General features: G+C 73.1%; 11 protein-coding genes. 7 read left to right on the forward strand and 4 right to left on the reverse strand.

Annotated elements, in window-relative coordinates; translation table 11 throughout:
- The 4 genes from AC51EU_RS15145 to AC51EU_RS15160 all read right to left on the reverse strand — a co-directional run.
- Positions 1-1,610, reverse strand: a 1,610-nt coding sequence (locus tag AC51EU_RS15145) for an ATP-binding protein (protein WP_496267438.1), incomplete at its 3' end; no start/stop codon positions are given.
- A 25-nt stretch (positions 1,611-1,635) separates the two neighbouring features.
- The gene (locus tag AC51EU_RS15150) at positions 1,636-4,506 is read right to left on the reverse strand and encodes a helix-turn-helix transcriptional regulator (RefSeq protein ID WP_496267439.1); all 2,871 of its coding nucleotides are present in this window, start codon (positions 4,504-4,506) and stop codon (positions 1,636-1,638) included.
- 136 nt (positions 4,507-4,642) lie between these two features.
- Positions 4,643-5,395 carry a thioesterase II family protein gene (locus AC51EU_RS15155; RefSeq protein WP_496267440.1) on the reverse strand — a complete coding sequence of 251 codons (753 nt, stop codon included), beginning with the start codon at positions 5,393-5,395 and terminating at the stop codon, positions 4,643-4,645.
- 148 nt (positions 5,396-5,543) lie between these two features.
- The gene (locus AC51EU_RS15160; protein WP_496267441.1) at positions 5,544-6,575 is read right to left on the reverse strand and encodes a GDP-mannose 4,6-dehydratase; all 1,032 of its coding nucleotides are present in this window, start codon (positions 6,573-6,575) and stop codon (positions 5,544-5,546) included.
- Between the two features lie 377 nt (positions 6,576-6,952).
- Between AC51EU_RS15160 and AC51EU_RS15165 the strand changes: the two genes are divergently transcribed.
- The 7 genes from AC51EU_RS15165 to AC51EU_RS15195 form a co-directional block, all read left to right on the forward strand.
- Positions 6,953-8,743, forward strand: a complete 1,791-nt coding sequence (locus tag AC51EU_RS15165; protein WP_496267442.1) for an ABC transporter ATP-binding protein — start codon at positions 6,953-6,955, stop codon at positions 8,741-8,743.
- A complete protein-coding gene (locus AC51EU_RS15170; protein ID WP_496267443.1) occupies positions 8,721-10,529 on the forward strand; it encodes an ABC transporter ATP-binding protein in 1,809 nt (602 codons plus the stop codon). The genes AC51EU_RS15165 and AC51EU_RS15170 overlap by 23 nt, the downstream gene beginning before the upstream one ends.
- 230 nt (positions 10,530-10,759) lie before the next feature.
- Positions 10,760-12,418, forward strand: coding sequence for a GMC family oxidoreductase (locus tag AC51EU_RS15175; protein ID WP_496267444.1), 1,659 nt, complete (start codon positions 10,760-10,762; stop codon positions 12,416-12,418).
- A 182-nt stretch (positions 12,419-12,600) separates the two neighbouring features.
- On the forward strand, positions 12,601-13,659 hold the full coding sequence (locus AC51EU_RS15180; RefSeq protein WP_496267445.1) for a DegT/DnrJ/EryC1/StrS family aminotransferase: 1,059 nt from the start codon (positions 12,601-12,603) through the stop codon (positions 13,657-13,659).
- Positions 13,660-13,687: 28 nt separating this feature from the next.
- Positions 13,688-14,863, forward strand: coding sequence for a cytochrome P450 (locus AC51EU_RS15185; RefSeq protein WP_496267446.1), 1,176 nt, complete (start codon positions 13,688-13,690; stop codon positions 14,861-14,863).
- A gap of 42 nt (positions 14,864-14,905) precedes the next feature.
- Positions 14,906-15,097, forward strand: coding sequence for a ferredoxin (locus AC51EU_RS15190; RefSeq protein ID WP_496267447.1), 192 nt, complete (start codon positions 14,906-14,908; stop codon positions 15,095-15,097).
- Between the two features lie 163 nt (positions 15,098-15,260).
- Positions 15,261-18,558, forward strand: a 3,298-nt coding sequence (locus AC51EU_RS15195) for a type I polyketide synthase (RefSeq protein WP_496267448.1), incomplete at its 3' end; no start/stop codon positions are given.

An 18,558-nucleotide genomic window follows, 5' to 3' on the forward strand; every position in this document is an offset into this window, starting at 1 on the left:
CGGATGCCGGCCTGGGCGGGGGCGGTGGGGTGTTCGGGCAGGGCGGGGACGCCGGGTGCGGGGACGTCGGTGTCCTCGTGCCGGGTCTGGGCGGCGAACCAGTACAGCGCGATCAGGTTGTCGCGTTCGGTGCCGCGGGCGGTGGTGAGGGCCTCGGCGGCGGCGCGGCGGCCCCAGGAGTCGTCGCCGCGGGCCAGGCCGGTGTCCAGGGCCCGCACGCGCAGCCGGGCCCATGCCTCGCCCTGACCCGGCGCGCGGACGAGGGTCGCGAACCTGCGGTCGCCGGCCTCGGGGGTGGTCACGGCCTCGGCGCAGGCCAGGACGAGGTGGACGCGGGCGCGCTGGAGGGGTTCCTGGGGCTCGTCGAGGGCGCGTTCCAGGAAGGCGGCGGCCCGGGTGTGTTCGCCGCGGCGCAGGGCGGGGCCGAAGCTGCCGCACAGGGCGTGCGCCGCCCAGGGTTCGCCGACGGGCGGGGCCTGGAGGAGGAGGCGGGCGACGTCCTCGTCCCCGGCGACGGTCCGGTAGGCGAGGTGGGCGGCGCGGGCGTGGAGGGCGGCGCGTTCGGCGGCGGGGGTGTCCTCCAGGATGCGGGACGTGAGGACGGGCAGTCGGATGCGTTCGTAGGGGCCGTCGGGGTAGGTGAAGCCGGCGTTCCGCAGGGTGGCGCGCAGCCGGGGCTCGCGGACGGTGTGCAGTCCGGCGAGGGAGCAGACGAGGGAGAAGTCGAGGAGGTCACCGCCGACGGCCAGGGCCCGCAGGACTGCGGTGGCCTCGTCGGACAGCCCCCGCAGGGCGCGCCCGGCGCGGTCGGCGGTGATGCCGGTGACCAGGGTGCGCAGGAGCGGTATCCGGTCGGTGTCCGGCCGGTGTCCGGCGTCGGCGAGGGAGCGCAGCGCGGTGTGCAGGGTGGCGGGGCTGCCGCCGGTGGCGTCGGCGGCCGCGGCGGCGAACTCCTCGTCGCAGGGGGCGCCGCAGATCTGTTCGGCGAGGGTGGCGACGGCGCGGGGGCTCAGGGCGCGGACGGTGAGATGGCGGGTGGCGGGCGCCGCCTCGGCCAGCCAGTCGGGGCCGTAGGGGTCGAGTCCGGTGCGGCCGACGAGCAGGGCGAGAGGAATGCCGGCGGACAGGCGGCGGACCAGGGCCTGGAGCCAGTGCAGGGAGGCCGCGTCCAGCCATTGCGCGTCCTCCACCGTGACGAGGGTGGGGGTGCGGCGGGTGGTGTGGAGGAGTTCGGGCAGGCCGGGCAGGCCGTCCGGGGCGTGGGGGTCGCGCAGGGCCCTGAGCGGGTGTGCGGCCGTCTCACCCAGGGGGGTGAGGAGTTGGGTGATGCCTCCGTGGCGAAGGTCGCGTTCGGCGAGGGAGCCGGTGACGCGCAGGACGCGTACGGGCTGCTCCTCGGCGAGGTGTGCGGTCCAGCGCAGCAGGGCGTTGTAGCCGAAGCCGGGGCGGCCGGTGACGGAGACGACGGCGGGGCGGCCGTCGCCGAGCGAGGCCACCACGTTCCGCAACTGGTCCTGTTCCCGCTCGCGTTCGAGCAGGGTCGGGTCGGTGCGGGGGCGGCCCGCCCGTATGAACCCGGTATGGAGCTGCTGGTCACCCGGCGCCGTCACGGGCAGCTCCCCGGTCCGGCCGCTCTCAGCGCGGGCTGCCAGGACGTGGCGTCCGTGCCCCGCGGACGCCCGGACTGCGCAGGGCGGCGGCGATCTGGGCGCGTTCGGTGATGCCCAGCTTGCGGTACACGCTGGTCAGATGTGTCTCCACCGTGCGTACGGTGACGTAGAGGGACTGGGCGATCGAGCGGTTTCCGGCGCCGCCCGCGGCGAGGCCGGCGACCCGGCGTTCCATGCTGGTGAGCAGGTCCAGGGGGGAGGCGGTCATCTTGCGCATGCGGCCGCCCGCCGCGACGAGGGCGCCGCGGGCCTCCTGGCCGAGGGCGAGGGCGCCGCAGCGCTGGGCGAGGTCGGCCGCGGCCCGCAGGTGCTCGCGGGCCCCGCGCCGGTCGCCCTGTGCCAGGAGGGCCTGTCCCAGGAGGAGTTCGGCGCGGGCGTGTTCCAGGCGGGCCGGTGAGGCGGACAGTTCCCGTACCGCTTCGCCCAGCAGTTCCACGCCCTTCTCGCCGGGGGTGGCCGCGCCGCGGGCGAGGGCGGCGAGGCCGAGGACGCGGGGGGTGCCCCAGCGCCGCGCGAGCCGGGTGCCGTGTGCGGCGCTTTCCCCGGCCTCCTCCGGGCGGCCCAGTTCGGCGAGGACGCAGGCGGCCTCGACCCACCAGGGCAGATAGGCGGGGTGGCGCACTCCGGCGTCCTCCAGTGCCCTGCCGCACTCGCGGAACAGTGCCAGCGCTCCCTCCTTGTCGCCCAGGGCGTGGCGGACCCGGCCGTGGGCCAGGAGGGAGCGGGGGTAGGTCCACACGTACTGGTCGCGCCAGGCGGGCCCGCCGCTGAGGAGCAGTTTCTCGGCGGCGGCTGCCTCGCCCCGGTCCACCAGGACGCCGGCGAGCGCCACGCGGGGCAGGACGACGGTCCCGCCCCATCGTTCGGCACCGCCGATCTGTACCGCCTTCCTGGCGTCGGCGAGCGCGTCCGGGAGGGCACCCAGGCCGTGGAGGAGCACGGCGCGGCTGGCCAGGGCCAGGGAGTGGGTCCATCCGGCGGCGTTCTCCCGGCCCTGGCGCAGGACGCGGTCCAGGGCGTGGAGCGCGTCCTCGGTGCGGTCGGCGAGTTCGAGGACGAGGGCGGAGTTCAGCAGGGACCAGCAGCGGAGGGGCAGTTGCGGGGAGTGGGCGACGCGCAGGGCGCGTTCCACGGCCGGTTCGGGTACCTCGGCGTCGAGTGCCGCCAGGAGGGCCATCGCGGCGAGTTTCTGGCGCTGGGCGGGGGTGTCGCCCTCGGGCACGGTCATCGCCGCGGCCCGCTCGCGCGTCGCGGCGATGGTGGTGCGGCCGTGCGAGCCGACGATCAGCAGCACCGACTCGACGAGGGTGCGCAGTTCCCGGTCGGCGGGCAGGGGGTCCGGACCGAGTTCGGTGTCGAGGGCGGCCAGGACGTCGTCGAGCATGCCGAGGGCGACCGAGATCTCGCGTGCGGCCACGCAGGTCGTGCCGAACTGCGCGGCGATCCTCGCCCTGGTGCGCACGTCGACGCTGGGGGCCAGGACGCCGCGGAGCAGGCCCATGGCGGCGGGCGGGTCGGTCTCGGCCAGGGAACGGGCCAGCCGGACGCGGACCTCCACGCTGCCGGGGTCCACCTCCAGCACCCGGTAGAGGTAGCGGGCGGCGGTCTCCGGGGCGCCGCGTGCCTCGGCCCGCGCGGCGGCCTCCAGCAGGACGCCGGGCATCCAGGGTTCGGCCGTCGCGGGCAGCGGCAGGAGGTGTGCGGCGACCTCTTCGGCGGGGCGGCCCGCGTCGCTCAGGAGCAGTGCCGCCCGGGTGCGCAGGTCCGCCAGCGTCCGGTCGTCCAGGGCGTCCAGCACCGTCGTCCGCACCACGTCGTCCGCCAGGTGTCTGCCGCCGGGCGCCAGCAGCCCGGCCCCGCGCAGCACCGTCAGGGCGTCCTCGACGACATCGGCGGGGACGGCGGCCAGGGGGCCGAGGTGGTCGGCGCCCCGTGTACCGAGGACCGCGGCGGCGCGTGCGACGTCGCCGACCCAGGGCGGGCGGCGGTCGAGGAACTCGCGTACCCAGTCGGCGAGGACGCGGTCGCAGGTCCCGGCGATCCGGTCGGCGGCGCCCGCGTCCGGGCCGGTGCCGTCGGCGCGCACCGCGCGCAGCAGGCGGTCCAGGAGGCGGGGGTTGCCGCCGCTCACGGACCAGGCGCGGGTGACGAAGGCCCGGGTGGCGGGTGTGCGGAAGAACCGTCGTACGGCCTCGGCGACATCGGTCTCGGTCAGCGGCCGCAGGCGCAGGGTGGTGGTGCGGCGGTGGGCGGTGAGGTCGGCCAGGGCCCGGTGGGCCGTGGCGCCGTGGGTGAGCGCGGCGGTCTCGGTGTGCTGGGTGAGGACGACGAGGAGGGGCAGGCCGTCGGCGCGGCGGAGCAGGAAGTCGAGCCAGCGCAGGGAGAGTTCGTCGCAGTGGTGGGCGTCGTCCAGGGCCAGGACGAGGGGGCGGTGGCGCAGCGCGCGGGCCGCGAGGCGGTAGAGGCCGTGGAAGGCGTGCTGGACGGCGGGGGCGTGCGGGGGCGCGCCGGTCAGCGCGCCGGGGGTGAGGGCGGCGGTGTCGAGGGGGAGGTCCTGGCCCGCCCGGTCGAGCAGGGTACGTAAGCCGCCCAACGCGTCGTCGGACCCGTCCTCCTGGCAGTTGCCGTGCAGCACGGTGGCGTGCCGGCAGGCGTCCCCGCCGAGGAAGGCATGCAGAAGGGCGGACTTGCCGATTCCGGTGGGTCCTGTGACCACCACCGAGCCGGCGCGGCCGCAGCGCGCGTCGCGGGCGAGGTGGTCGAGTGTGCTGACGTCGTCGGCGCGGCCGACCAAGGTGCTGTCACAACCGGAAGGGGCACTCCGGTCTCGCACCATGGGGATCCTCGCACCTCGGGGACACGACGATGCGACCGGCCGTCACCGCATCGCGGCTGTAAATCACCCTAAAGGGTGATGCCCAACGGGCGCCAGCGTACATGGTCGGTGGAGGCCGCGGCCAGAGCGACAGCCGCTAGGACGTCGTGAGGCGCTCCCGGAGAAGGCTCAGGACGGCGGGGGCCTGGGAGCTGACGAAGAAGTGCCCTCCGGGGAAAACCTTGAGGTCGAAGGCGCCCGTGGTGTGGGTGCGCCAGTCCTCGGCCTCCTCCAGGGTGGTCCTGGGGTCGCTGTCGCCGGTCAGTGCGGTGATCGGTGCGGCGATCGCGGCGCCGGGGTCGCAGCGGTAGGTCTCCACCGCGGTGTAGTCGCTGCGGATCGCCGGGAGGATCATGCGCAGGATCTCCTCGTCACCCAGGACCGCGGCGTCCGTGCCGGAGAGCAGCTTCAGTTCGGCGACGATCCCGTCGTCGTCGCGCCGGTGGACGCTCTCCGCGCGGTGGCGCGAGGGCGCGCGCCGCCCCGAGGCGTAGAGATGCGCCAGCTCCCCGCCGTCCGCCTCCAGCCGCCGGGCCACCTCGAACGCGACCATCGCGCCCATACTGTGACCGAGAAATGTCGTCGGCCTTGACCGGAACCGGTCCCCCAGTGCCGCGTACACCTGGTCGGCCATGACGCGGATGTCGGTGGGGCTGCTCTCGGTGCGCCGGTCCTGGCGGCCCGGGTACTGCACCGACAGCACCTCCGTCACCGACGACAACTGCGCCGACACGGGGAAGAAGAAGGAGGCCGAACCGCCCGCGTGCGGAAAGCAGACGAGCTGGTGCCCGTGGTGCGCGGCCGGGTGGTAGCGCCGGGCCCAGAGCCCTTCCGCGGTGGTCGTCGTCATGGTGCGGTTTCCTCCTCCTTACGATGGCGCCGGCCGGTCGCCGGCCCGGTGTTCCGCACGCCCTACCGACAGGGGCATGCGGAACCTCACCCGGTGCGGTACGGGACACTCCCGGGGTGCGCCGGGGTGTCCCGTGCGCCGGGGTGCCCTACCAGCTGGCGGCCAGCAGCATGTCCCCGAACTCCCGCTCGCGGGACGCCTGGCGCAGGTCGGAGTCGACCATCATGCGCATCAGTTCGGGGAAGTCGACGGTGGGCTCCCAGCCCAGCTGGTTGCGGGCGCGCTCGGCGTCCGCGCACAGGATCTCCACCTCGGCCGGGCGCACCAGCGAGGGGTCGATGTGGACGTAGTCCTCCCAGTTGAGGCCCACATGCTCGAAGGCGATGCGGACGGCGTCACGGACCGAGTGCATCTCGCCGGTCCCGATGACGTAGTCACCCGGCTCGTCCTGCTGGAGCATCAGGTGCATGGCGCGGACGTAGTCCCCGGCGAAGCCCCAGTCGCGGACGGCGTCCAGGTTGCCCAGGGACAGCTTGTCCTGGTAGCCGAGCTTGATGCGGGCCACCGCGAGGGAGATCTTCCGGGTGACGAACTCGGCACCACGGCGCGGCGATTCATGGTTGAACAGCATGCCGGAGACGGCGTACATGCCGAACGACTCGCGGTAGTTACGGGTGATGAAGTGCCCGTAGGTCTTCGCGACACCGTAGGGGCTGCGCGGGCGGAAGATGGTGGTCTCGCACTGCGGGGTCTCGGCGACCTTGCCGAACATCTCCGACGAGGACGCCTGGTAGAAGCGGATCTGGCCGCCGCCGGCGTTCCGCGAGCCGTTAAGGCCGCTGACCATGCGGATCGCCTCCAGCATGCGCAGCACGCCCATGCCGTTGGTCTCGGTGACGAGTTCGGCCTGCTGCCAGGACATCGGCACGAAGGAGATCGCGCCGAGGTTGTAGATCTCGTCGGGCTGCACCGTGTCGACGGCCGAGACCAGGCTGCCCTGGTCCATCAGGTCGCCCTCGACGAAGGACAGTTCGGAGACGAGACGGCTGACCCGCGACTTCCTGGGGTTGGCCTGACCACGGATCAGGCCCCACACCTGGTAGCCCTGCGCGAGCAGGTGCTCGGCCAGATAAGAACCGTCCTGCCCGGTGATTCCGGTGATCAGCGCACGCTTGGACATCTCATTCCTCTCCTCCGCTGAGAACAGACCGCCCAAACGCAGAGCCGAGTCGGCTGCTTGACCTCGTGGCTGTGTTTCTCTTGGCGTCGCACGGCATCTGCCGGCCTCGAAAACGCCACGGTCCGGACGCTGGGTAATCGCACGCTTCCAAGCGGCCGGTCACGGTGTCAAGAAATTCCGGGCACACTAGGGAATTCACGAGTACCGGCCGACGGCCGTTTCCCGCCGGGGCACAACAAAACGGCCCGGCCGCCGGGACACTAGGGATTTTCCGGTGTGCGGTGCGCTGCACTGTCCGGGTGTGCCCCCGTCCAGGCCCGGTCGGCGCCTGACCCCCACCGCCGACCGGGCCCGCCCGTCTCCAGGAGCGTCGCCCGGTGCTGCTCAGCCTTCTGCGAACCCGCCTGCGGCCCCACCGGCGCTCCGTCGCCCTGATGGGCCTGCTCCAACTGGTGCAGATCCTGGGCACCTTGGCGCTGCCGACCCTGGGCGCGGCCGTCATCGACAACGGCGTGCTCACCGCGGACCGCGCCTACGTCACCCGGACCGGCCTGGTCATGGTGGCCGTGGCGGGCGTCCAGGTCGCGGCGGCCGTGGGCGCGGTGGCGCTGGGGACCCGTACGGCCATGGCGATGGGCCGCGATCTGCGCTCGGCCGTCTTCCGCCGGGTGCTGGACTTCTCGGCGCGCGAGGTCGGGCAGTTCGGCACCCCGTCGCTGATGACGCGGACGGTCAACGACGTGGAACAGGTGCAGATGCTCGCGGTGCCCGCTTTCGGCGTCGCCGTTTCCGCGCCTCTGATGTGTCTGGGCAGTATCGCGCTCGCCCTCCAGCAGGACGTGCCGCTCTCCCTGCTCCTGGTGGCGCTGACGGTGACCGTCGGATTGTCCTTCGGACTTCTTCTCGGCCGCGCCGATCCGTTCTACGCCCGTATGCAGAATTATCTCGACCGCATCAACGGGCTGCTGCGCGAGCGTATTACCGGGGTCCGGGTCGTCCGGGCTTTTGTGCGTGACGCGTACGAGGGCGAGAGATTCGGCCGCACGAATTCCGCGTTGCGCGACATCTCGCTGCGCGTCGGCCGGCTGCTGGCGACGATCATCCCCGTCGTGCTGCTGATCCTCAACGCTTTCATGGTGGCGGTGCTGTGGTTCGGGGCGCACCGGGTCGACGCCGGGGCGATGCGGTTCGGCGCCCTCAGCGCCTTTCTGAGCTATCTCACGCTGATCCTGATGTCGGTGGTGATGGTGACCTTCGTGTGCCTGGCGATGCCGCGGGCGAGGGTCTCGGCCGGACGTATCCAGCAGGTGCTGGACACCGAACCGAGCGTGGCGGCGCCGCGCGAGCCCCGGCGCGACCTGCCCGCGCCCGGCCGGCTGGAACTGCGCGGCGCCGGGTTCCACTACCCGGGAGCGGCGGAGCCGGTGCTGCGCGGGATCGACCTGAGCGTCGCGCCCGGCGAGACGGTGGCGGTCCTCGGCAGCACCGGCAGCGGCAAGACCAGCCTGCTCCACCTCGTCCTGCGGCACGTCGACGCCACCGAGGGGTCCGTCCACGTGGGCGGCGCCGACGTCCGCACCCTGGACGCGGGGACGTTGCGCCGCGCCGTCGGCTTCGTCCCGCAGCGGGCGTACCTCTTCTCCGGCACCGTCGCCAGCAATCTGCGCTTCGGCGACCCCGACGCCACCGACGAGGCGCTCTGGCACGCGCTGGAGACCGCCCAGGCCCGCGATTTCGTGGAGCGTCTGCCCGGCGGGCTGGACGCGCCGATCGCCCAGGGCGGCACCAATGTGTCCGGCGGCCAGCGGCAGCGCCTGGCCCTCGCCCGCACCCTGCTGCGCAGGCCGGACATCTACCTCTTCGACGACTGCTTCTCCGCCCTCGACCACGCCACGGACGCCGCCCTGCGGGCCGCCCTGGAACCGGAGATCGCCGGCGCGACGGTGATCACCGTCGCCCAGCGCGTCAGCACCGTCCGGCACGCCCGCCGCATCGTCGTCCTGGACGCGGGCCGGGTGGCCGCCACCGGGACCCACGAGGAGCTGCTGCGCACCAGTACGACCTACCGGGAGATCGCCCGGTCCCAGCTCACCGATCCCGCGGGCCCGGACGACGGAGCCGCCCCGACCCTTCAGGAGGCCGTCCATGGTCTCGACGGACAGCTCTAGCCGGGTGCGGCGCGGCGCCGCCCGCCGCACCCTGGCGCTGCTGCGCCCGCACCGCGCCCTGGTGACCGTCGCGGTCGCCCTCGGCATCGGCGGTGTCGCGCTCAACGCGGCGGGCCCGATGCTGCTCGGCCGGGCCACGGACCTCGTCTTCGACGGCATCCGGCACGCCCACGGCTCCCCGGGCGTCGACTTCGGCGCCGTCGCCCGGGTGCTGCTGATCACCCTGGCGCTGTTCGCCGCCGCCGCCGTCCTCACCCTGCTCCAGGGGCGGCTGGTCACGGTCGTCGTCCAGCGGGTGGTGTTCGCGCTGCGCGGGTCCGTGGAGGCCAAGCTCGCCCGGCTGCCGCTGCGCTACTTCGACGGGCGGCCGGCCGGCGAGGTGCTCAGCCGGGTCACCAACGACGTCGACAACCTCCAGCAGGTCCTCCAGCAGACGCTGAGCCAGCTGATCACCGCGGTGTTCTCGGTGCTGACGATGCTGGTGCTGATGGTCGTCATCTCGCCGTCACTGGCGCTGATCATGCTGGCCTGCGTGCCGGTGTCGGCGGTGCTCGCGGCGCTGATCAGCAGGCGCGCGCAGCCGCGGTTCGCCCAGCAGTGGTCCGCCACCGGGGAACTGAACGCCCATGTCGAGGAGATCTACACCGGGCACGCGCTGGTCAAGGGCTTCGGGCGGCGCGAGCAGGCCGAGCGCGCCTTCGACGCGCACAACGAGGCCCTGTACCGCGCGAGCGCACGAGCCCAGTTCGTCTCCGGTGCCATCGAGCCGTCGATGATGTTCGTCTCCCACCTCGGCTATGTCGTGGTGGCGGTCGTGGGCGCGCTGCGGGTGATCTCCGGGGCGCTGTCCATCGGCGACGTCCAGGCGTTCATCCTCTACTCCCGGCAGTTCAGCCAGCCGCTCGTCGAGGTCGCCGGGATCGCCGCCCGCCTCCAGTCCGCGCTCGCCTCCGCGGCGCGCGTCCACGAGCTCCTGGACGCCGACGAGCAGGGGCCCGACCCCGCGCACCCCGCGCACCTCCCCCGGGTCCGCGGGCACGTCCGCTTCGACAAGGTCGGCTTCCGCTACTCCCCCGACGTCCCCCTCATCGAGGACCTCTCCCTCACCGTCGAACCCGGCCGGACCGTGGCCGTCGTCGGCCCGACCGGCGCGGGCAAGACCACCCTGGGCAACCTCCTGATGCGGTTCTACGAGCCCGACACGGGCCGCATCCTCCTCGACGGCACCGACCTCACCGCCCTGACCCGCGAGGAGCTGCGCTCCCACATCGGGCTGGTGCTCCAGGACGCCTGGCTGTTCTCCGGCACCATCGCCGAGAACATCGCCTACGGGCGCCCCGACGCCACCCGCGAGGAGATCGAGGCCGCCGCCCGCGCCACCTGCGCCGACCGCTTCATCCGCACCCTGCCGGACGGCTACGACACCGTCCTGGACGAGGAGTCGGCCAATGTCAGCGCCGGCGAGAAGCAGCTCCTCACCATCGCGCGCGCGTTCCTGGCCCGGCCCTCGATCCTGCTCCTGGACGAGGCGACCAGCTCCGTCGACACCCGTACGGAGGTCCTCATCCAGCGCGCGATGCGCACCCTGCGCGCCGGGCGGACCAGCTTCGTCATCGCCCACCGGCTCTCCACCATCCGCGACGCGGACCTCATCCTCGTCATGGAGGGCGGCCGCATCGTCGAACGCGGCACCCACGACGCGCTCCTCGCCGCCGGCGGGGCGTACGCCCGGCTGCACACGGCCGTCGGGACCGGTGCCGGCCCAAAGAGCGCCGCACCCCGCTGACCAGGCACGACGGCGCGCGGACCGCGTCCTCGTACGGCTCGGGCCAGGGCGGCGCGCCGCCGCCGGCCAACGGCCCGGGCACCTCTGGCATTTCCCCCAGACTTTCCCGGCCAGGATGGTGGCGCGCGGCGGCCCCGGCCGATGGGCACGGCCTGTGACCCCCACCGGAACGGCCCCGCGGAGCAGCCCTGCGGGGACGATTCCTGTGGCGAAGGTCGGGTACAACCAGCGTGTTCGAGAACCAGCAGAACCAGCATCTGTCACGGCGCCGACTGCTCGGACTGGCCGCCCTCAGCGGCGCCGCCGTCGCCGGCCTGACCACGATCTCCGCCGCCCCGCAGGCCGCGGCCGCGGGACGGCGCGCCCCGCGCGCCGACAACGGTTCCTTCGTCGAGGCCGTGGTGATCGGCACGGGGTACGGTGCCGCGGTGTCCGCGCTGCGGCTCGGTGAGGCCGGCGTCCCGACGCTGATGCTCGAAATGGGCCGGCTGTGGAACAAGCCCGCCGAGGACGGGAACATCTTCTGCGGCATGCTCAAGCCCGACCGCCGCTCCACCTGGTTCAAGTCCCGCACCGAGGCCCCGCTGGGCTCATTCCTCTGGCTGGACGTCGTCAACCGCGACATCGACCCGTACGCGGGCGTGCTGGACCGGGTGCACTTCGACGAGATGTCGGTGTACGTGGGCCGGGGCGTGGGCGGCGGCTCGCTGGTCAACGGCGGTATGGCCGTCGTACCGAAGCGCGCGTACTTCGAAGAGGTCCTCCCGAAGGTGGACGCCGCCGAGATGTACGACCGGTACTTCCCGCGCGCCAACTCCATGCTCAAGGTGAACCACATCGACAAGACCTGGTTCGAGGACACGGAGTGGTACAAGTTCGCGCGGGTCTCGCGCGAGCAGGCAAGCAAGGCGGGCCTGGGCACCACCTTCGTCCCCAATGTCTACGACTTCGGCCACATGCGGCGCGAGGCGACCGGTGAGGCGCCCAAGTCCGCGCTGGCGGGCGAGGTCATCTACGGCAACAACCACGGCAAGCAGAGCCTCGACAAGACGTATCTGGCCGCCGCGCTCGGCACCGGCAAGGTCACCATCGAGACCCTGCACCAGGTCAAGGCGATCCGGCAGCAGAAGGACGGCGGCTATGTGCTGTCCGTGGACCAGACCGACGCCGACGGCAAGACCGTGGGCCACAAGGAGATCGGCTGCCGCCATCTGTTCCTGGGCGCCGGCAGCCTGGGCTCCACCGAGCTGCTGGTGCGTGCCCGGGACACCGGCGCGCTCCCGGACCTCAACGCCGAGGTCGGCGGCGGCTGGGGCCCCAACGGCAACATCATGACCGGCCGGGCCAACCACGTCTGGAACCCCACCGGGGCCCACCAGTCGTCGATCCCCGCACTGGGCATCGACGACTGGAACAACGCCGCCGCCCCGGTCTTCGCGGAGATCGCGCCGATGCCGGCCGGCGCGGAGACCTGGGTCAGCCTCTATCTGGCGATCACCAAGAACCCCGAGCGCGGCACCTTCGTCTACGACAAGGCCACCGACCGGGTCGCGCTGCGCTGGACCCGGGACCAGAACACGCCCGCGGTCAACGCCGCGAAATCGCTGTTCGACCGGATCAACCAGGCCAACACCACGGTGTACCGCTACGACCTGTTCGGGAAGCAGGTGAAGGCGTTCTCCGACGACTTCAGCTACCACCCTCTCGGCGGCTGCGTCCTGGGCAAGGCCACCGACCTGTACGGCCGGGTCGCGGGCCACCGCAACCTCTACGTCATGGACGGCTCCCTCATCCCGGGCTCCATCGGCGTCAACCCGTTCGTGACCATCACGGCACTGGCCGAGCGGAACATCGAGCGGATCATCGCGGAGGACGTCAAGGCCGCGTAGTGCTCCGGTGGCGGTTCCCCCGCCGTCCGCCGGGTGCCCGGCCGTCGCGGCGCACCGTGACGGCCGGGCCGTACGCGGCCGGGCCGCGGCCGTCACCCCAGGCCGCTGCCGGCCCGGCCGCGCACCAGGGCCGCACGCACACACGTACCAGGACCACGAGGAATTCAAGGAAGAGGCAGCGGATGTCGTTCAAGTACCCCGTGTCCAGGCCCACTCTGGACGGCAGGGAGCTGGAGTATCTGACCGGTACCGTCGAGGACGGCTGGATCTCGTCCCAGGGCCCGATGGTCCGGCGCTTCGAGCGCGCCTTCGCGGACCACAACGGGAGCGCGCACGGCGTGTCCTGTTCCTCGGGGACGGCGGCGCTCACCCTGGCGCTGCGCGCCCTGGGCATCGGCCCCGGTGACGAGGTGATCGTGCCGGAGTTCACCATGATCGCCTCGGCGTGGGCGGTCACCTACACCGGCGCGACACCCGTGTTCGTGGACTGCGGTGACGACCTCAACATCGATGTCACCCGCATCGAGGAGAAGATCACCCCGCGGACGAAGGCCCTCCTGCCCGTCCACATCTACGGCCGCCGCTGCGACATGGACGCGATCATGGACATCGCGTACCAGTACAACCTGCGGGTCGTGGAGGACAGCGCCGAGGCCCACGGCGTCCGCCCGGTCGGCGACATCGCGTGCTTCTCCCTCTTCGCCAACAAGATCATCACGGCGGGCGAGGGCGGCATCTGCCTCACCGACGACCCTCATCTCGCCGGGCAGCTGGCGCATCTGCGCGCCATGGCGTTCACCAAGGACCACAGCTTCCTGCACAAGAAGGTCGCCTACAACTACCGGATGACGGCGATGCAGGCCGCCGTGGCCCTCGCCCAGACCGAGCGCCTGGACGAGATCCTCGAAGTGCGCCGCGGCATCGAGAAGCGCTACGACGAGGGCCTCACCGACGTCCCCGGCATCACGCTGATGCCGCCCCGGGACGTGCTGTGGATGTACGACCTGCGGGCCGAACGCCGCGAGGAGCTGCGGAAGTTCCTGGCCGGGGAGTCCATCGAGACCCGGCTGTTCTTCAAGCCGATGAGCCGGCAGCCCATGTACCACGACCCCGTCTGGCCCTCGCTGAAGGCGAACACCTTCGCCGACGACGGGCTGTACCTGCCCACCCACACCGGGCTCACCCTCGCCGACCAGGACTTCGTGATCGGCAGGATCCGCGCGTTCTACGGCGTCGGCTGACCGGCCCGTCCGAGAGGGGATACCGACCATGACACACACCGACCCGATGGTGGTCGACCTTCCGCTGCGCAAGCCCGGCGTGCCGTTCCCGCCGCCCGACTACGCCGACTACCGCGACCGGGAGGGACTGGTCCTCTCCCATCTGCCCGACGGCAAACGGGTGTGGCTGGTCACCCGGCACGAGGACGTACGTACCGTCCTGACCAGCCCGAAGATCAGCTCCAACCCGCAGCACGAGGGATTCCCCAACGTGGGGAACCTGGGCGTGCCGTCGCAGGACCAGATCCCGGGCTGGTTCGTGGGGATGGACTCCCCCGAGCACGACCGGTTCCGCAAGGCCCTCATCCCGGAGTTCACCGTCCGGCGGGTGCGCGCGATGCGGCCGGCGATCGAGCGGACGGTGGACGCGCAGCTGGACGCCATGCTGGCGGCGGGCAACACCGCCGATCTCGTCGCGGACTTCGCGCTGCCGGTCCCCTCCCTGGTGATCTCCTCGCTGCTCGGTGTGCCGCCCGCCGACCGCGAGTTCTTCGAGTCCAGGACCCGGGTCCTGGTCAACCTCCGCGCGTCCACCGACGACGACCGCATGGCCGCCGCCAAGGACCTGCTGCGCTACATCAACCGGCTGATCGACATCAAGCAGAACTGGGGCGGCGACGACCTCGTCACCCGGCTGCTCGCCACCAAGGCCATCGCCCCCCACGAGCTGTCCGGCGTGCTGATGCTGCTGCTCATCGCCGGTCACGAGACCACCGCCAACAACATCGCGCTCGGCGTGGTCACCCTGCTGACCAACCCGCAGTGGATCGGCGACGACCGGGCCGTGGAGGAGACCCTGCGTTTCCACTCGGTCGCCGACATCGTGTCCCTGCGGGTGGCCGTCGAGGACGTGGAGATCGCCGGGCAGCTCATCAAGGCGGGCGAGGGCATCATTCCGCTGGTCGCCGCGGCCAACCACGACGAGAACGTCTTCGCGTGCCCCCACGCCTTCGACCCGTCCCGGTCGGCGCGCGGCCATGTCGCCTTCGGTTACGGCGTCCACCAGTGCCTGGGCCAGAACCTGGTCCGGGTCGAGATGGAGGTCGCCTACCGGAAGCTGTTCGAGCGCATCCCGAACCTCGAACTCGCCGTGCCCGTCGACGGGCTGAGCATCAAGCACGACGGCGTCCTCTACGGCCTGCACGAGCTGCCCGTCCGCTGGTAGCACCGTCCACCGGCCCCCATCCACCGCAGGAGACACATCGACATGCGTATCACCGTTGACCGCGACCGCTGCGTGGGCGCGGGCCAGTGCGTGCTCAACGCGCCCGACCTCTTCGACCAGGACGACGACGGACTGGTCACCCTTCTCACCGGGCCCGACGCCGACGCGCAGGACGGGGCCCGGCTGGCCGGCGCCCTGTGCCCGTCGGGGGCGATCACGGTGCACGAGGGCTAGGGACGTGTGCGGCGGAGGCCGCCGCTTCCGTAAGCGGACGCGCCCTGCGCGCGGGCCTGACCCGGCCTCCGCCGCAGCCCCCAGCCCCACCCCGGACAGGAGTCCGTGCCCGCACCCCGGCCTGTCCCCCGCAACCGACGAGAGTGCTTGAGATCCGGGAGTGATGGTGCCCGTCCCCACAGATGACTACGTGATCCAGCCGCACGCCGCCCATGCCCTGGGCGGCTTCACCCTGCCCCAGGTCTTCACGGCCGCCGTCGCGGCCGCGCCCGACGCCGTGGCCCTCGTCGACGGGGACCGCTCCTGGACCTGGGCGCGGTGGCGGGCGGACGTCGACGCGCTGGCCCGCGGGCTCCAGGAGTCGGGCGTCATCCCCGGCGACGTGGTGGCCGTGCAACTGCCCAACCGCTGGGAGTTCCCGACGCTCCACCTGGCCGTCGCGGCCCTCGGAGCGGTCCTGCTGCCCGTCCACCAGGGCACCCCGCTCCCGGAGGTCCGCGCACTGCTGGCCCGCGCGGAACCCGTCCTTCTCGTCCTGCCGGCCGCCGAGCCCCCGGAGACGGCCCGTGCCCTTCTGGAGGACGTGCCGTCACTGCGCGGTGTGCTGAGGGCCGGCGCGCCGGAGGCGGAGGGCGAGGCGGCCGGGGCCGGGTCGCTGGACGGGCTGCTGGCGCGGTGGGCGGGCAGCGGTCCCCGGCCGGTGGACGTCACCCCCGGCATGCCGCTCGTCCTCGTCCCCTCGTCCGGGACGACCTCGGAGCGGCCCAGGCTCTGTGTGCACAGCCACGACGGTCTGCTGTCGAACACCGCGGCCGTCACCGCCGAGGACGCCGACGCCTTCACCGGTACGGTCCTCACGGCCTGCCCGATGACCCATCTCTTCGGCCTCCAGTCCCTGCACGCGACGCTGTTCACGGCCGGTGCGCAGGTACTGCTCGACCGCTGGGACCCGGACCGCTTCCTGGCGGTGGCGCGGGAGCACGACCCCCGTGTCGTCTTCGCCGTGCCCGCCCAGCTGCGGGACGTCCTGACACGGCTCGACGGGACGGACGAGCCGGCGGGCTTCGCCCCGTACCAGGTGCGGACGGCGGGGGCCGCCCTCGCGCCGGCGCTCGCCGCGCGGGTCCGTACCGTCCTCGGTGGCGAACCGGTCGTGGTGTGGGGCATGTCCGAGATCGGTACCGGCACCCGCACCCTGCCCCACCACCCCGACGGCAGTGCGGGCACGCCCGTCGACGGCGTGGAGGTACGGGTCGCCGACGAGCACGGCGCGGTGTGCGCGGCGGGCGAGCGGGGCGAACTCCAGTACCGGGGGCCGGGAGTGTTCCGCGGCTACTTCCGTGAGCCGGAGCTGACGCGCGCGGCGCTCACCGGGGACGGCTGGCTGCGGACCGGCGATCTCGCGGCGATCGGCGCGGACGGCGTGGTGACGCTGCACGGGCGGGCCGCCGAGCTGATCAACACGGGCGGCCGGAAGTTCAGCGCCACCGAGGTCGAGGGACTGCTCGCGGATCTCGCGGGCCTGGGCCCGCTGGCCGTCGCGGGCGCGCCGGACGACCGGCTCGGCGAGTACCCCTGCCTGGTGGTGACCGGACACGCGGACCGCACCATCGGCCTCAGCGAGATCACCGCCTTCCTGCGCCGGAAGGGGCTCGCCGACCACAAGATCCCCCTGGAACTGGTCACCGTCCCCGCACTTCCCCTCTCCCCCGCCGGGAAGCCCGACCGCCGTGCGCTCACCCGGCGGCTCACCGGTCTGGGCGCGGTGCCCGTCCCGGCCCGGCTCGGCGTCCTCCCGCCGTACACGGTCGAGGAGGCGCTGGACCTCGTACGCGACTGTGTCGGCCGGGTGCTCGACGGCGGCGCGGGCCTCCCTTTCTCCCCCGACGAGGACTTCCGCCGGCTCGGCCTGGACTCCCTCCGCGCGGTACGGCTGCGGAACCTGCTGCGGGAGGAGACCGGACTGCCGCTCCCCGCCACCCTCGCCTTCGACTCCCCCACCCCCCGGGCCGTCGCCCAGGTCCTCGCCGAGGGGGAGGAACCGGCCGGCCAGGAGCCCGGGGCCTGGGGCGAAAGCCGCGAGGCGGGCGGGACCTCCGCCACAGGCCCTGGGGCTCCCGCCGACGACGCCGACCCGGTGGCGGTCATCGCCATGGCCTGCCGGCTGCCGGGCGGCGCCGACTCCCCCGACGCCCTGTGGCAGCTGCTCGCCGACGGGACCGACGCGATGTCCCCGTTCCCGGAGGACCGCGGCTGGGACCTCGACCGCCTCTTCGACGAGGACTCGGACCGCCCCGGCACCACGTACGCCCGCGAGGGCGGCTTCGTGCACGACGCGGGCGACTTCGACGCGGGCTTCTTCGGCCTGTCCGACCAGGAGGCGACGGCGACCGACCCCCAGCAGCGGCTGCTGCTGGAGGCGGCCTGGGAGACGTTCGAGCGGGCGGGCATCGACCCGGCGTCCCTGAAGGGGAGCCGTACCGGGGTGTTCACGGGCGCCATGGACCGCGGCTACGGCGCCACCGCGCCGCCCACCGCATGGGAGTCCATGCTCATCACCGGGACCTCCGGCAGCGCGGTCTCCGGGCGCATCGCCTACACCTACGGCCTCGAAGGCCCCGCGCTGACCGTCGACACCGCCTCCTCGTCCTCCCTCGTCGCCCTGCATCTGGCCTGCCGGTCCCTGCGGTCCGGCGAGACCGATCTGGCCCTGGCCGGCGGTGTCACCGTGATGGCGGACCCGGCTCCGTTCGCGCACTTCTCCCGGCTGCGCGCGCTGTCCCCCGACTCCCGCTCCATGGCGTACGCGGACGCCGCGAACGGTTCCGCCTGGTCGGAGGGGGCGGGGCTGCTGCTCCTGGAGCGGCTGAGCGACGCCCGGCGCAACGGGCACCGCGTCCTGGCGCTCGTGCGGGGCTCCGCCGTCAACCAGGACGGCGCCTCCAACGGGCTCACCGCGCCGAACGGCCCCGCCCAGCAGCGCGTCATCCGCCAGGCCCTCACCGACGCCGGACTGACGCCGGGGGACGTGGACGCCGTGGAGGGGCACGGCACCGGCACTCCGCTCGGCGACCCCGTCGAGGCCCAGGCCCTGCTCGCCACGTACGGGCAGGAGCGGCCCGAGGGGCGGCCGTTGTGGCTGGGTTCGGTGAAGTCGAACTTCGGGCACACCCAGGCCGCCGCCGGCGTCGTCGGGGTCATCAAGACGGTGCTCGCGCTGCGCCACGGCGTGCTGCCGAGGACGCTGCACGTGGACGCCCCGTCGGCCAAGGTCGACTGGTCCGCCGGCGCGGTACGGCTGCTGACCGAGGCCCGGCCCTGGCCGTCGGAGTCCGGGCGCACGCGCCGGGCGGGGGTGTCCTCGTTCGGGATCACCGGCACCAACGCGCACGTGATCGTCGAGGAGGCCCCGGACGAGGAGGCGCGCGACGGGGCGCCGGAGGCGTCCGGTGACGCGGCCG

The sequence above is a fragment of the Candidatus Streptomyces philanthi genome (assembly GCF_059553635.1).